Genomic DNA, 14,936 nt, shown 5'->3' with positions numbered 1-14,936 from the left:
CAACAGCAATCTGCGCCGCGAACGGGGTGCGGCGCCAATCCTGTGGTGCATGGGTGAACCACTATAAGACCTATCGCTCTCCCAAACGACCGGTGTGCGGTTCTATTTCGGCTCAACCCAACCGATCGAGCCATCGGCGCGGCGATAAACCATATTATGCCGCTGAGTGCCAGCGTTTTTGAAAAAGAGTGCCGGAGTGTCACGCAAATCGAGCATCATCACCGCGTCCGCTACCGAGTAAACGGGTATGTCGACACTGGTTTCTGCGATTACGGGAGGTGCTTCGGACGTGACCTCTTCTTCGGGTTCTTCGGCGGCGAATATGACATAGGCAGCCTCTTCCTCGGCACGCGCATGATTCGCTCTTTCGTGCCGGTCGGTGAGGCGGCGCTTGTAGCGGCGCAGCTGCTTTTCGATCTTTGTCGCCGCGTCGTCGAGAGCAAGATGCGCGTCATGCGCGTTTCCACGTGCCTTGAGGATAGTGCCATGGTTCACATGCGTCACGATATCGCAGGTAAACGCCCCGGCCGGCGCCTTGCCGAAGGTCACGTGCGAGGAAATGGCACGGTCGAAATACTTGTCGACGATCCCGCCAAGCCTGTCTGAAGCGTGTTCCTGGAGCGCCGCGCCCGTTTCCACCTGGTGACCCGATATCCGGATATCCATCGTCGATCGACCTCCTTCGTCAATTGTCGTGAGCCGAGCCGGAGCTCAGCGTGCCCAGATCGCGTTGTCGATCCCGGCAATGAATTCCTTGTGCCGCGCGAGCTCTTCCTCGCTGGCTGCATGCGGCCGCGGCTCGCGCAGCGGGCCTGTCACCTTCGCAGCGATTTGCGCGCTGCTGACCGAAACCGATCCCGGCGAGACTTCGGCTTCCACCGCTTCTGCAGCGAGTTCGAGCCCGATCTGGCGGCCACCGGTCAGTTCTACATACACTTGTGCGAGCAATTCGGCGTCAAGCAGCGCGCCGTGCTTCACGCGGTGGCTCCGGTCGATCCCGTAGCGCGTGCACAACGCGTCGAGCGAGAGCTTTGCGCCGGGGTGCTTCTTGCGGGCGAGGGCGACGGTATCCACCATCCGGTCCATTGCAATCGGCTGGCGCCCGATCATTTCGAGCTCCGAATTGAGAAAGCCGAAATCGAATCCCGCATTGTGCGCCACGAGGGGCGCATCACCGAGGAATTCCAGCAATTCATCGACCGTTTCGGAAAATTTGGGCTTGGTCTCTAGGAACGAGATCGAAAGTCCATGCACCGCTTCTGCTGCAGCCGGCATGTCGCGCTCGGGATTGTAATAAGCATGATAGGTATTGCCGGTCTCGACCCGGCCTATCATCTCGACACAGCCGATTTCCACCATGCGGTCCCCGGTCTTGGGGTCTAGGCCTGTGGTTTCGGTGTCGAAAACGATCTCGCGCATCGTCATCGTTATTCACCCATGCGCGCTCCAGCGCAAGGGGTGCGATGCATCGGGCCCTATCGCTGTCCGCGCTTCCTCCGCAACGCCGCGATGAGAGCCCGGACCTGTGCCTCGGTTTCCTCGAGCGTGGTTCCTGTGTCGATCACATGATCGGCGCGTTTGCGCTTGTCCGCATCCGGGACCTGGAGCGAGAGTATGTGCTCGAATTTCTGCTCGGTCATGTCGGGCCGGGCGAGAACCCTTTCGCGCTGGATTTCGGGCGGGGCGGATACGACGACAACAGTGTCAACTGCATCGTGACCACCGCGCTCAAACAGCAGCGGGATGTCGAAGACCAGCATGGTGGTTTCTGCGTTGTCCTTAAGGAATTGCGCACGCTTGGCCGCGACCGCCGGATGCACGATGGCCTCGAGCCGCGCGAGTGCTTCTGTGTCACCGAATACCAGTTTTCCCAGTGCATCGCGATCGACACCATCAGGACCGGTGGAACCGGGAAAGGCCTCTTCGATCGCCGGAATGAGCTCACCTTGGGGTCCCTGCATCGCGCGCACTTCGGCATCGGCATCGAAGACCGGAATTCCCGCGCGCTCGAACATGTCTGCGACGGTGGACTTTCCCATGCCGATTGAGCCGGTCAGTCCAATGATGGTGGGGCGGGTCATTTGGTCAGAAGATCTCGCAATTCGTCGTCATATTCACGCGGGGGCTCCGCACCGAAGAATCTCTCGAACGCGATGGCGGCCTGTCCGATCAGCATGGCAAGCCCGTCGATCGTCGGATGGCCGGCTTTGCGCGCGCCTTCGAGAAAAGGGGTTATGATCGGGTTGGTGACGATGTCGTAGGCGATGGCTCCCGGCGGCGCGTGGCTCCAGTCAAAAGCGAGGGCAGGACTGCCCTCCATCCCGAGCGGGGATGCATTGACGACGAGATCGAAACAGCCCTCGCGCGCGTCGAAGTCGAAATCGGTCGGCTCCGCGAAATGGGTTATCGGAATCGAATGATGCTCGCCTTCGGGTGCGAGTTCTTCGAGCAGGGCGCGCACCTTGGCCGGGTTTCGCCCCGCGACCACCAAGGTGAAACCGTTATCGGCGAGTGCCGCGATGATCGCCCGCGCCGCTCCTCCCGTGCCGATGATCCGAGCCATGCGAAACAGGTGCTCTGTCTTCAGCGCCGGAACGAGCGGTTCGAGGAAGCCGCCCGCGTCGGTGTTGAATCCTTTGAGAGCGCCGTCCTCCAGCCGAACCACCGTGTTTACCGCGCCGAGTTTTGCTGCGACCGGATCGAGCACGTCGAGATGCGGGAGTATTGCCTGCTTGTGCGGCATTGTTACGTTGCAGCCGATCCAGCTGCCATCATGGCGGTGCTTCTCGAGATAGCTTCCAAGACCCGTCGCCTCGACCAACTTCGATTTGTATCGCCCCCCAATACCGAGCTTTTCGAGCCAGAAGGAGTGGATCAGCGGGGATTTGGACTGCGCGATCGGATCGCCGATAACGTGGGCATAAGGCGCACTCATGCGGGAAGCACTCCGTGTTCGCGCAACGCGCCGAGCAGCGGGAGGAGCGGCATGCCCAAGACGGTAAACTGGTCCCCTTCGATGCTTTCAAAGAGTTGCACGCCCATCGCCTCCATCCGAAACACACCAACCGTGTGGCCGACCTCGGGCCATTCATGCGCGAGGTAGTGCTCGATAAATTCGTCCGACAAATCGCGCACCTTCAGCTGCGCCACATCGGCGTGCGCCCATTCGCAGGTGTCGCCACGGACAAGTGCGGCGGCGCTGTGCAGCTCCATCACCTTGCCCGAGAAGAACCGGAGGTGTTCGGCGGCATTGTCGCGCGAATTCGGTTTGTCGAAGCGCTGGTCTTCGACGACGACGAGCGAGTCGCTACCGAGCACCAGCGCATCAGCACGATCGGGGGCGAGGGCAGCCGCCTTGGCAACACTCAGCGCCTCGGCGATCTCGGGCGCGCTCGCATCGTCAAGATTCGCCTCGATCGCTCGCTCATCGATATCGGCCGGAAGCGCCTCATAGGGAACGCCTGCAGCATCGAGCATCGCCCGGCGCGAGGCGGATTTGGACGCCAGAATAAGGGGAGGACCGATCATATCGGTTTCGACATGAGTTCTGCCTGACCGTTTTGCCGCTTGCGCTCCTGCACAAGCCGGATGATCGCCGCCGCGCTTTCCTCGATCGAACGGCGTGTGACATCGATTACGGGCCAGCCATTGTCGGCGAACATCCGGCGCGCGAATTGCGTTTCGGACTTCACTTTTTCGCTGTCCACGTAGGAGGTCTCGGTCCCCTCGTTCAGGGACAGGAGCCGGTTGCGGCGGATTTGCACCAGCCGTTCGGGTGCCGTGGTAAGCCCGACAACAAGGGGGTGGCGGAGACGGAACAGGCTTTCGGGCGGAGGACTTTCGACGACGAGCGGAATATTGGCGACCTTGTAGCCACGATTGGCGAGGTAAATGCTCGTCGGCGTCTTCGAGCTGCGTGACACTCCTGCAAGCACGATATCGGCCTCTTCCCAATCCTCGTGGCCGACGCCATCATCGTGCGCAATCGTGTACTGGATCGCATCGACGCGCTTGAAGTAGTCCTCGTCCATCAGGTGCTGGCGACCTGGCCGCCCATGCGCCTCCTGACCCAATTGCGATTCCAGGGCTTCGGTCACCTGGTCGAGCACCGGGACAGCGGGCAGGCCGAGATGCCGGCAATGCTCCTCCAGGCGCGCACGGGTCTCCGGATTGACGAGGGTGAAAAGAACAAGGCCCGGATTCTCGGCGAGTTCAGGCACGATCCGGTCGAGATGCTGGCGCGATCGCACCATCGGCCAGAAATGCCGACTGACCGTCGGATCGTCGAACTGCGCGAGCGCGGCCTTGGCGATCATTTCCAGCGTTTCCCCGGTGGAATCCGAGACAAGGTGCAGGTTCAGGCGGTTCATCGAGAGGCTTTGCAGGTGCTCTTTTCGGCCTTGTGGATACAAGCGGGCATAAACCACGGGACAGGACCGTTCACAAGCATGGGAGCGAATTTCATGCGCGCTAACGGGCTTTTCGTCTTGGCGTTTCTCAACACGGGACTGCGCATATCGACAGGCTGGGGACAGCGTGGAAAGATTGCGCTTGACCGTGCAACCTTGCAGAGTCGCAAACCGTCAAGGGGGTATCCAGCGCGGGAGAAATCGGGCAGTTGTCGGTAATTCCCGGTTTCCACAGGGCCAACAGACTCCATCATCTCTTTTATAAATATAATTATTATTGATTAGAGGAACTCGTATGCCCGGTCCGCTACTCGAAACGCTCAAAGGTACCAAGCAGGGCATCGCGCCGGTCTGGCTCATGCGTCAGGCAGGGCGTTATCTCCCCGAATATCGCGAGCTGAGGGCGGAGAAGGGCGGCTTTCTCGAGCTCGTGTATGACAGCGAGGCTGCAGCGGAAATCACCGTACAGCCGATCCGGCGGTTCGGGTTCGACGGCGCGATCCTGTTCTCCGATATCCTGATCGTTCCACATGCGATGGGGCAGGGGCTCGAATTCCTTGCTGGCGAGGGACCCAAGCTGAGCCCGACGCTGCTCGAGGCGGAGCTTTCGGACTTTACAGAGGCCAAGGAGCGCTTTGACGCGGTCTACGAGACCGTGAGGCTTACTAGGGCGCAGATCGCGCCTGAGGTGACCATGCTGGGCTTTGCAGGCTCTCCATGGACCGTGGCGACCTATATGATTGCCGGACAGGGCTCCAAGAACCAGGAACCGGCGCGCCTGCTCGCTTATCGCGATCCTCAGCGCATGCAGGCGATCTGCGATGCGATCAGCGACATGTCGATCGAATATTTGCGCGGCCAGATCGATGCGGGAGCGGAAGCGGTGCAATTGTTCGACAGCTGGGCAGGCAGTCTCGCGCCGGACGAATTCGAACGCTGGGTCATCGCGCCCAATGCCAAGATCACTTCCGCGATCAAGCAAAGCCATCCCGAAACCCCGGTTATCGGCTTTCCCAAGGGAGCCGGGGCGAAACTCCCCGCCTATGCGCGCGAGACCGGGGTGGACGCGATCGGGCTCGATGAGACGCTCGATCCGGCCTGGGCGCATGCGTCGCTGCCCGAAGATATGCCAGTACAGGGTAACTTCGATCCGCTGTTGCTGGAGGCCGGAGGACCGATGCTGACGAAACGGGTTCGGCATATCGTCAATGCTTTCAAGGAGCGGCCCCACATTTTCAATCTTGGGCACGGGATCGGACAATTCACTCCGATCGAGCATGTCGAACAGTTGCTTGCAGAGCTGCGAGGAGGCTAGGGCAGGGCGATGCAGGAATTTCTCGCCTCTATCTATGTGTGGCTCAAGATCGGCCACGTGGTGTTTATGGTGTTCTGGCTGGCGGGCCTCTTCATGTTGCCGCGGCAATGCATATATATGCTCGACCACGCGCCCGGCTCTGCAGGCGAGGCCAAATGGGCCGAGCGGATGGGGAAGCTTCGCAAGATCATCCTCACCCCCAGCCTGATCATCGTCTGGGTGCTGGGGCTGCTGATCGCCTTCACGATCGGAGCTTTCAGCCAGGGTTGGTTTCATGCCAAGCTGACACTTGTTCTGGTGCTGACCGGGTATCACGGTTGGCTTGTCGCGCAGACGAGGAAGATGGCGCGCGGGGACCGTCCGCTCACCGAAAAGCGCCTGCGCATGATCGGCGAAGTACCCGGACTGCTGCTCGTTTTGATCGTGCTCCTGGTCTATCTGAAACCGTTCTGATTTCCGATTGACCGACTCTTCGCGCGGTCCTATCTCACAATCCATCAACCGGCATGGGCCGCGCAACTTTCGCACGGTCTCGTCTGCTTTCTCCAAGCCCAGCCTCGAATGTGAACAGAGGCGCCTCGTCCAAAGAGGTACTGACGATCCGGCCAATCAACTGAATTCTCACGGAATTTACCAATGCATCTCAAAGACTTGAAACAAAAGACCCCGGCCGACCTCGTCAAGATGGCGGAAGAGCTGGGCGTCGAAGGCGCATCGACCATGCGGCGGCAGGATTTGTTGTTCAGCATCTTGCGGGAACTCGCCGAAGACGAGGAATACGACGAAAAGATCATGGGCATCGGCACCATCGAGGTGCTTCAGGATGGCTTCGGCTTTCTGCGCTCGCCCGAGGCTAACTACCTCGCCGGGCCCGACGACATCTACGTCTCGCCCAACCAGATCCGCAAATGGGGCCTGCGCACTGGCGATACGGTGGAAGGCGAGATCCGCGCGCCCAAGGAAGGCGAGCGCTATTTCGCTCTGACCAGCCTTGCGAGCGTGAACTTCGAAGATCCCGCTCAGGTGCGGTTGCGGACGAATTTCGACAATCTCACCCCGCTTTATCCCGATCAGAAGCTCAATCTCGACACGCTCGATCCAACGGTGAAGGACAAGTCGGCGCGGGTGATCGACATCATCGCGCCGCAGGGTAAGGGCCAGCGCGCGCTGATCGTTGCCCCGCCGCGGACCGGTAAGACGGTGCTGCTGCAGAACATCGCCAAGGCGATCACCGATAACCACCCTGAGGTGTTCCTTCTCGTCCTGCTAGTCGACGAGCGCCCCGAGGAAGTCACCGACATGCAGCGCAGCGTGAAGGGCGAGGTGATCTCCTCGACATTCGATGAACCGGCCAATCGCCACGTGCAGGTCGCGGAAATGGTGATCGAAAAGGCAAAGCGCCTGGTCGAACACAAGAACGACGTCGTTATCCTGCTCGATTCGATCACGCGTCTTGGCCGGGCCTACAACACCGTCGTTCCGAGTTCGGGCAAGGTGCTGACCGGTGGTGTCGATGCGAACGCGCTCCAGCGACCGAAGCGGTTCTTCGGTGCGGCGCGCAACATCGAAGAGGGCGGTTCGCTCTCGATCATTGCCACCGCTTTGATCGACACCGGCAGCCGCATGGACGAGGTGATCTTCGAAGAGTTCAAGGGCACCGGCAATTCCGAAATCGTGCTCGATCGTAAGGTCGCCGACAAGCGCATCTTCCCGGCGCTCGACGTCGGCAAGTCCGGCACTCGCAAGGAAGAGCTGCTGGTCGAGAAGGATACGCTTTCGAAGATGTGGGTCCTGCGCCGGATCCTCATGCAGATGGGTACCGTCGACGCAATGGAATTCCTGCTCGACAAGATGAAGGATTCGAAGACCAACGAGGACTTCTTCGATACGATGAATCAGTAGTTTGCGGATCATATGAGCCCGTCTTTCTCGGCAGGGACGGGCTCGGGATCCATGGGTCAATTGCAATCTGGCATGGCGGCGCTATTGGTTCCGAACGATGCTCAGTCAGTATCTTTACATAAGTACGGCGCCCAGCCTTTCGCGCGACGAGGTCGAATCGATCCTCGCAAGCAGCGCGCGCAATAACCCGGCGAAGGACATTACGGGCCTGCTGCTCTATAACGGGCGCAACTTCCTCCAGTTGATCGAAGGCGATGAGGCGGAACTGGTCGAACTGATGGTGCGTATCACCCACGATCCGCGCCACACCGGCATTTCAATCCTCGAACAGCGCAAGATTGATCAGCGCTCGTGCCCAGACTGGTCTATGAAGCGTGTCTTGATCGCCGAAAGTATTGAAAAGCGGCGGGAATTGCTTGAGGCAGAACTGCCAAAGCGTCTCGATCCTGACATCCGCAAGATCGTGGTGAACTTTGCGCTGCTGAATTAGATTCGGCGGTGGAGAGCCGTCCCCAGCTAGCGCAAATGCTGATCGAAGAATGCGGCGGTGCGCTCGTCGGCCAATTTCGCGGCTTCTTCGTCGCGTCTCTTTCCGAACTCGGTGGCAAATCCGTGATCGACGCCGGGATAATCGTACAGTGTCACCCGCGGATGATCGTCCAGCGCCTCGTGCATCCTTTTCTGCGTATCCTTGTCTACAAAGCCGTCTTCCACCGCGATGTGGAGCACTAACGGGTTTGCGATGGCATGCTTTTCGCCAAGGAGCTGGTCGATGCCCACGGCATAATACCCGACCGAGGCGTCGATATCGGTGCGGGCGGCGGTCATGTAAGCCAGTCGTCCGCCAAGGCAATATCCCACCGCGCCGACCTTCTCGACGCCCAATTCGCGGCGAATATGATGGATTGTCGCTTCGATGTCGCGAATTCCAGCGTCCTGGTTGAATTCTCCCATAAGGTCGAGAGCGCGCTGGAATTCTTCCTCGATATCGGGATCAAGTTCGACGCCGGGCTCGATCCGCCAGAACAGGTCGGGAGCGACCGCGAGATAGCCTGCGGCGGCGAGATTATCGCATTTCCGGCGGATACCGGCATTCACCCCGAAAATCTCCTGGATGACGATGATCGCTGCCGTCGGGTCGTCGTCGGGCCGCGCGACATGGGCATTGAAGCGGTCGCTGCCTGTCAGCGTTTCGATCGGTACGGTCTCGGTCATCGTGGGGGTCCTCTCTGATTCGCGCTGGGGTGTCGAAATCCCTGCTTTAAAACTCTATCGATTGCGCATTGGCTTTGCCAAACCCAAATGGCAAAAGCGATGAAGCGTTCCGGCCATCAGGGCCGCACAAGGGGGAGGGCCCGATGAAGGTCAATATCGAGATCGATTGCACGCCGGAAGAAGCTCGCAGCTTTCTGGGGCTTCCCGATGTGAGCGAGGCAAACAAGCTCTACGTCGATACCATTGCCAAGGCGATGAAGGGTGTAAGCAATCCAGCCCAAATGGCGGAATTCGCCCAGGCACTTGCTCCGATGGGGCAGATGGGACTGAAAATGTTCCAGAATTTCGTAGAAGGCGGATTAAAGGGTTCGTCGGCCAAGTCGTCGAAATCCGACAAGGACTGACCGATATACCCATGATGGATACGATTTACGCGGTTTCGAGCGGCGCGCCGCCGGCCGCGATCGGTGTGATCCGGGTGAGTGGTTCTAGGGCCGGGGAGGCGCTGGAGTCGCTCACAAATCGAAAGATCGAGCCTCGCCGTGCTAGCCTGGCGATGCTTCGCGACCGAGCGGGCAACGCGCTGGATGAGGCGTTGGTTCTTTGGTTCCCTGGCCCCCACACCGCCACAGGGGAGGATCTGGTGGAATTCCATTGCCACGGTGGGCGCGCGGTCCTGGCGGCTGTGTCGCGCGCATTGGGTGAATTGGACGGGTTAAGGCCGGCTGAGCCTGGCGAGTTTACCCGCCGTGCTTTTGCCAATGGCCGCATCGATCTCGCCGAGGCAGAGGGCCTTGCCGACCTGCTTGCTGCGGAGACCGAGCTTCAGCGCGCGTCGGCCATGGCGATGGCGGGCGGGGCTGTTTCTCGCGAAACGTCGCGATGGCGCGATGAGGTGTTGCGCTTGTCGGCTCAGGTAGAAGCTGCGCTGGATTTTTCCGACGAGGACGATGTCGGAGAACTTCCGCCGAGTTTCGGTGAGGATGTCGCTGCACTTTTGGGCGAATTGCGCGACTGGCTTCGCCGACCGCGTTCGGAAATATTGGGGGAGGGCTTCCGGGTTGCTATCGCGGGTCCGCCCAACACCGGGAAATCCACGCTTTTCAACGCTCTTACAGAGAGCGAGGCAGCCATTACTTCTCCGATTGCGGGCACGACGCGCGATGTGATCGTGCGTTCGGTAGCCATCGAGGGAATTCCTTTTTCCTTTGTCGATACGGCTGGATTGCGTGAAGTCGACGAAATGAAGGGTGGCGATCCTATCGAGGCGATAGGGATCGAGCGCGCTCGGGGTGAATTGGCAAAGGCAGACGTTATCCTGTGGCTCGGAGCCGAAGGTGAAGGACCGACGAACGCTTGGGAGGTTGCTGCAAAGTCAGATCTCGACGATTTCGTCGGGAAAGCTGCCAGCTACGTCGTATCGGCGGCGACTGGTATCGGCGTCGAAGAATTAAAAGACGCGCTGGTTGCGGCGGCGCGCACTAGTTTGCCGAAGCCCGGTGAAGCCGCGCTCAATTCGCGGCAGCATCAGCGGCTACAGGAGGCTGCTGAGGCGTTTGAAAGAACGCTTTCGGCTTCGGATCCCTTGATCGTTGCAGAAGAGCTTCGCCGTGCGAGGGTTGCATTCGACCGGTTGACCGGGCGCGCGACGACCGAAGACATGCTGGATGCGCTTTTCGACCGCTTTTGCATCGGAAAATAGTCCCAGCGACCCCCGGTTGATGTTTCACGTGAAACATTGCGGGATTCGGGCTTTGACGTAGGGAACCGCAACCCTTATCTGCGCAGCCCATGCATAAATTCGAGGTCCTGATTGTCGGTGGAGGTCACGCCGGTGTCGAAGCGGCATGCGCCGCTGCGGGCATGGGGGCGCGAACGGGCCTCGTGACCTTCGATCTCGATGCGATCGGCGCTATGAGCTGCAACCCTGCAATTGGTGGGTTGGGCAAGGGTCATCTCGTGCGGGAAGTTGATGCACTGGATGGGGTGATCGGCCGCGCAGCCGATGCAGGAGCCATCCACTACCGCATGCTCAACCGCTCGAAGGGCAGCGCAGTGTGGGGTCCACGCGTTCAGGCGGATCGGGTTTTGTTCAAGGCTGCCGTACAGAAAGTGGTGCGAAGTCAGGCCAATTTGACCTTGATCGAGGGTGAAGCGGCCGCACTCGTACTCGAAGGTGGTGTGGTTCGCGGGCTTGAACTCGCGGATGGCACAATCCTTCGTGCACCGCGTGTGGTCCTGTGCACCGGCACTTTCCTAGGCGGAGTCCTCTTCCGTGGAGAAGAGCGCTTCGAGGGCGGAAGGATCGGTGAAAATGCCGCAAAGAGGCTGGCCGAGCAGTTGCGCGAGGCGGATTTACCGATGGCCCGTCTCAAGACAGGGACGCCCCCGCGCCTCGACGGGCGAACGATCGACTGGGCAAGTCTCGAGGAGCAACGCTCCGATGCGGACGAGTGGACCATGTCTCCGCTTACCCGGGAGAGGGCGAATCCGCAGGTATTCTGCGCGATCACTCGAACGACGCAGAAGGCACACGATGCGATCCGCGCCAATCTCCACCGGTCTCCGCTGTTCTCCGGCGCGATAGATGCGGCAGGTCCGCGCTATTGTCCGTCGATCGAGGACAAGATTCACCGGTTCGGCGACCGCGAAGGGCACCAGGTATTTCTGGAGCCCGAGGGACTCGTGACGCACCTAGTTTATCCCAATGGAATCAGCACATCTCTACCTGTCGATGTTCAGGAGCAGATGCTGCATGCCATGCCCGGTCTCGAGCGAGTTGAAATGGTCGAGCCGGGCTACGCCGTGGAGTACGACCATGTGGATCCGCGCGCGCTCACTTCGGATTTGCAGCTGCGGGCGATCCCGGGCCTCTACTGCGCAGGACAGATCAACGGAACAACCGGTTATGAAGAGGCCGCTGCGCAGGGCCTTGTCGCCGGGCTTGAAGCGGCAGCTGCGGAATTGGGCAAACATACACCCAAGCTTGACCGCGCCAACTCATACATTGCGGTGATGGTCGACGATCTCACGTTGCAAGGCGTGAGCGAGCCTTATCGCATGCTTACAGCACGCGCTGAATACCGCCTGCGCCTGCGCGCCAACAATGCAACCACGCGTCTGACCCCACTGGGAATTTCCGCCGGTTGTGTCGGGGAAGAGCGCCGCGAGTGGTTCGAGCGAAGGGAAGAGCGCCGGGCGAACTTGGGTGCGGCGCTTGAAACGAAGGTGAATGCGCGCGTACTCGCCGAGGCAGGACTTCCGGTGCGCAGGGACGGAGGGGACAAACCGCTCTCCGACTGGTTGAGGCATGACGGCATCGATCTAGCATCGCTCGAACCGTGGCTGGAGGTGGATACGCAAAGCGATCTGTTACTTGCAGAAGAGCTTGCAGAAGATTCCGCCTATGCTCCCTATCTTGCGCGCCAGGACGCGGAATTGCGCGACCTGCGAGCCAGCGAGGAACTGCCATTGGCGGCCGATTTTCCATATGGAGAGGTCCCTGGGCTTTCCAACGAGATGGTGGAAAGGCTCAGCAAGGCCGCCCCGGTCACGCTTGCGGCGGCTGGTCGCGTTCCGGGAATAACTCCGGCGGCACTTTCCGCACTATTGGTTCATGCGCGCCGCCATCAACAATCGGGCCGGGCTGCTGCGTGATTGAAAACGAAGAGCAGGCACGCGAATATGTCGCTGGGTTAGCCGACGAGGTGGCCATTGCGCGGCTCGAATGCTTCGCTGGGTTGCTGATCGCTGAAAACAAAAGACAGAATTTGATTAGCAAAGCGTCGGAGCCGCAGATCTGGCGGCGTCACATCGCCGATAGCGCACAATTGCTGGAGCATGTTCCACGTGAAACACTCGATCACACGCGAGGCGAGCCATGGCTTGACCTGGGAACAGGAGCGGGACTGCCGGGTCTGGTGATAGCGGCTCTGTTACCCGATTTCCCTGTGAGGCTCGTCGAATCCCGAGCACGGCGTGTCGAATTCCTGCGCGATTGCATATCGCAACTCGATTTGCCTTTTTGCGAGGTTCTCCATGACCGCCTCGAGCGGATCGAACCGTTTTCAGCAAGTGTCATTTCGGCACGTGCCTTCGCTCCGCTGGAGAAACTCCTCCGTTTATCCGCACCCTTCTCCACAAAGCGGACTCGCTACCTCTTGCCCAAGGGTCGCTCGGCGGCGCACGAATTGGAACACCAAAAGCCGTCGATTCGGAAATTGTTTCACGTGGAACAATCATTGACCGATCGCGATGCGGGCATCATCGTAAGTGCCTGACCAACGCGAGATGCACTGTAGCCGGTGCGGAAAGGGCCTGCAGAGGTGACAAAGCCATGCTGACGATAGCCATCGCAAACCAAAAAGGTGGGGTGGGCAAGACCACGACCGCAATCAACATGGCGACCGCAATGGCCGCGACAGGCTGGCGAACCCTTTTGATTGACCTCGATCCCCAAGGCAATGCCTCGACCGGAATGGGTGTCGATGCGGGCGCGCGGGATCGTTCCAGTTATGAGTTGCTTGTGGATGAAGTGCCACTGGCCGAAATCGCCGTCGAAACGAGCATCCCAGGGCTTGATATCGTTCCGGCGACACAAGACCTGAGTGGTGCGGAAATAGAGCTAGTTTCCGTCGAGGAACGCACTGCGCGCCTGCGTGATGCGCTCGATAATCATGCAGATCACGACGTCTGCTTTATCGACTGTCCACCGTCGCTGGGTTTGCTGACACTTAATGCGCTGTGTGCGGCCGATACGCTGCTGGTGCCGCTTCAATGCGAGTTTTTCGCGCTTGAGGGGCTTAGTCAGCTTTTGCAGACGGTCGAGCGGGTCCAGCAGCTGTTCAATCCCTCGCTCGGGATCATTGGCGTCGCGCTCACCATGTACGATCGCCGAAACCGCCTGACCGACCAAGTCTCTGACGATGTTAGAGATTGTCTTGGAAACCTCGTGTTCGAAACCGTTATTCCGCGCAACGTACGGCTTTCCGAAGCGCCGAGCCACGGTCTGCCGGCACTGGTCTACGACCATTCCTGCACCGGCAGCCGCGCCTATATCGCGCTCGCCCGTGAATTGATTGGCCGATTTCCGCCCGAAAGGCAGGCAGCATGACAAAACCCTCCGATCCTATCCGTTTCTCCGTGCCGCAGCGCGGTCCGGCAGATCCGAAAAAGAAGCTGGGAAGGGGGCTGGGCGCGCTGCTGGGCGAAACCAAGCGCGAAGAGCCGCTCGTGCAGGATGCGACAACGCCACAGGCGGAGAGCGCGGCGAATGCGGCAGTGTCCGATTCCCCGCTCAAGAGTATCGCCACCGCCTCGATTTCCCCTTTGCCGGGCAATCCACGTAAACACTTCGATGAAGCTGCCCTCGAGGAGCTTGCAGGATCGATCGCAAAACGCGGTGTGATCCAGCCGATCATCGTGCGCCCGAAGGGCAACGGGAAATACGAACTGGTGGCCGGCGAACGCCGCTGGCGTGCGGCGCAAAAGGCGCGTTTGCACGAAATTCCCGCGCTGGTGCGCGAGCTCGACGACCGCGAAGTGATGGCGCTTGCGCTGATCGAGAACCTGCAGCGCGAGGACCTCAACCCGGTCGAAGAAGCGCGGGCTTATCAGAAGCTTGCCGACGAAGAAGGCCTGACACAGGCAGAAATCGCCCGGATGGTCGAAAAGTCGCGCAGCCATGTCGCAAACATCCAGCGCCTGCTTGGCCTGCCGGAAGCCGTGCTCGATCTGGTCGAGGCGAGAAAGCTCTCGATGGGCCACGCACGTGCGCTGATCGGGCAGGACGATGCCGCCTCGCTTGCAACCAAAGCGGTTAGCGAGAACCTCTCGGTGCGCGAAATCGAAAAGCTTGTTCGCCAGATGGCGAGGAAGGTCAATTCGGATGGGAATGCGGGCAAGCCCAAAAGCAATCCGGCCAACGACGCGGATATCGCCGCGGTGCAAAGCCACCTGGAGGAATTTCTCGGCCTCCCGGTGCGGATCAAGGCCGATGCAGACCCGCGAACCGGCATGATCTCGATCCGCTACAAGTCGCTCGACCAGCTCGACCTTGTCTGCCAGCGCCTTACGGGTGGCGATTTCTAGGGAGC

Annotated in this window: 17 protein-coding genes; 10 read left to right on the top strand and 7 right to left on the bottom strand. The window is 60.1% G+C overall.

Going from position 1 to position 14,936, the window contains the following annotated elements; genetic code table 11:
- Positions 1–102: 102 nt before the first annotated feature.
- From hpf to FIU90_RS02315, 6 genes are read right to left on the bottom strand one after another with little or no spacing between them, the layout of a single operon-like run.
- On the bottom strand, positions 103–666 hold the full coding sequence (gene hpf, locus FIU90_RS02340; RefSeq protein WP_152433313.1) for a ribosome hibernation-promoting factor, HPF/YfiA family: 564 nt from the start codon (positions 664–666) through the stop codon (positions 103–105).
- 45 nt (positions 667–711) lie between these two features.
- Entirely contained in the window at positions 712–1,419 is a 708-nt protein-coding gene (gene dnaQ / locus FIU90_RS02335; protein ID WP_152435656.1) for a DNA polymerase III subunit epsilon, read from the bottom strand.
- Between the two features lie 56 nt (positions 1,420–1,475).
- Positions 1,476–2,081, bottom strand: coding sequence for a dephospho-CoA kinase (gene coaE / locus FIU90_RS02330; protein WP_152433312.1), 606 nt, complete (start codon positions 2,079–2,081; stop codon positions 1,476–1,478).
- Positions 2,078–2,935, bottom strand: a complete 858-nt coding sequence (locus FIU90_RS02325) for a shikimate dehydrogenase (RefSeq protein WP_152433311.1) — start codon at positions 2,933–2,935, stop codon at positions 2,078–2,080. Before FIU90_RS02325 ends, coaE begins: the two co-directional genes overlap by 4 nt.
- A complete protein-coding gene (locus FIU90_RS02320) occupies positions 2,932–3,528 on the bottom strand; it encodes a nucleoside triphosphate pyrophosphatase (protein ID WP_152433310.1) in 597 nt (198 codons plus the stop codon). The genes FIU90_RS02325 and FIU90_RS02320 overlap by 4 nt, the downstream gene beginning before the upstream one ends.
- A complete protein-coding gene (locus FIU90_RS02315; protein ID WP_152433309.1) occupies positions 3,525–4,370 on the bottom strand; it encodes a pyruvate, water dikinase regulatory protein in 846 nt (281 codons plus the stop codon). The genes FIU90_RS02320 and FIU90_RS02315 overlap by 4 nt, the downstream gene beginning before the upstream one ends.
- Before the next feature lie 334 nt (positions 4,371–4,704).
- On the opposite strand from FIU90_RS02315, the gene hemE reads away from it, so the two are divergent.
- The 4 genes from hemE to FIU90_RS02295 all read left to right on the top strand — a co-directional run bounded on the left by hemE (position 4,705) and on the right by FIU90_RS02295 (position 8,116).
- Positions 4,705–5,724, top strand: a complete 1,020-nt coding sequence (gene hemE, locus FIU90_RS02310) for a uroporphyrinogen decarboxylase (protein ID WP_152433308.1) — start codon at positions 4,705–4,707, stop codon at positions 5,722–5,724.
- A 9-nt stretch (positions 5,725–5,733) separates the two neighbouring features.
- Positions 5,734–6,177 carry a CopD family protein gene (locus FIU90_RS02305; protein ID WP_152433307.1) on the top strand — a complete coding sequence of 148 codons (444 nt, stop codon included), beginning with the start codon at positions 5,734–5,736 and terminating at the stop codon, positions 6,175–6,177.
- Between the two features lie 183 nt (positions 6,178–6,360).
- Positions 6,361–7,626 (top strand): transcription termination factor Rho, encoded by a 1,266-nt coding sequence (gene rho / locus FIU90_RS02300; protein WP_152433306.1) that lies wholly within the window; start codon positions 6,361–6,363, stop codon positions 7,624–7,626.
- Positions 7,627–7,723: 97 nt separating this feature from the next.
- A complete protein-coding gene (locus FIU90_RS02295; RefSeq protein WP_152433305.1) occupies positions 7,724–8,116 on the top strand; it encodes a BLUF domain-containing protein in 393 nt (130 codons plus the stop codon).
- A 26-nt stretch (positions 8,117–8,142) separates the two neighbouring features.
- On the opposite strand, the gene FIU90_RS02290 is transcribed toward FIU90_RS02295, so the two are convergent.
- On the bottom strand, positions 8,143–8,841 hold the full coding sequence (locus tag FIU90_RS02290; RefSeq protein WP_152433304.1) for a dienelactone hydrolase family protein: 699 nt from the start codon (positions 8,839–8,841) through the stop codon (positions 8,143–8,145).
- A 143-nt stretch (positions 8,842–8,984) separates the two neighbouring features.
- Here FIU90_RS02290 and FIU90_RS02285 point away from each other — a divergent pair, with 143 nt between their 5' ends.
- The 6 genes from FIU90_RS02285 (at position 8,985) to FIU90_RS02260 (ending at position 14,931) form a co-directional block, all read left to right on the top strand.
- Positions 8,985–9,245 (top strand): DUF6489 family protein, encoded by a 261-nt coding sequence (locus FIU90_RS02285; protein WP_152433303.1) that lies wholly within the window; start codon positions 8,985–8,987, stop codon positions 9,243–9,245.
- An 11-nt stretch (positions 9,246–9,256) separates the two neighbouring features.
- Positions 9,257–10,543, top strand: a complete 1,287-nt coding sequence (gene mnmE, locus FIU90_RS02280; protein ID WP_152433302.1) for a tRNA uridine-5-carboxymethylaminomethyl(34) synthesis GTPase MnmE — start codon at positions 9,257–9,259, stop codon at positions 10,541–10,543.
- Between the two features lie 89 nt (positions 10,544–10,632).
- A complete protein-coding gene (gene mnmG / locus FIU90_RS02275) occupies positions 10,633–12,498 on the top strand; it encodes a tRNA uridine-5-carboxymethylaminomethyl(34) synthesis enzyme MnmG (RefSeq protein ID WP_152433301.1) in 1,866 nt (621 codons plus the stop codon).
- Positions 12,495–13,121 carry a 16S rRNA (guanine(527)-N(7))-methyltransferase RsmG gene (gene rsmG / locus FIU90_RS02270; protein WP_152433300.1) on the top strand — a complete coding sequence of 209 codons (627 nt, stop codon included), beginning with the start codon at positions 12,495–12,497 and terminating at the stop codon, positions 13,119–13,121. Before mnmG ends, rsmG begins: the two co-directional genes overlap by 4 nt.
- Positions 13,122–13,177: 56 nt before the next feature.
- Positions 13,178–13,954: a ParA family protein gene (locus FIU90_RS02265; protein ID WP_152433299.1), complete on the top strand. Its 777-nt coding sequence runs from the start codon at positions 13,178–13,180 to the stop codon at positions 13,952–13,954.
- Entirely contained in the window at positions 13,951–14,931 is a 981-nt protein-coding gene (locus FIU90_RS02260; RefSeq protein WP_152433298.1) for a ParB/RepB/Spo0J family partition protein, read from the top strand. The genes FIU90_RS02265 and FIU90_RS02260 overlap by 4 nt, the downstream gene beginning before the upstream one ends.
- Positions 14,932–14,936 lie beyond the last annotated feature (5 nt).

Origin of the sequence: Erythrobacter sp. THAF29, assembly GCF_009363635.1 — a bacterium.
Classification (GTDB): Bacteria; Pseudomonadota; Alphaproteobacteria; order Sphingomonadales; family Sphingomonadaceae; genus Erythrobacter.
This window is presented reverse-complemented; position numbering and strand designations above follow the sequence as displayed.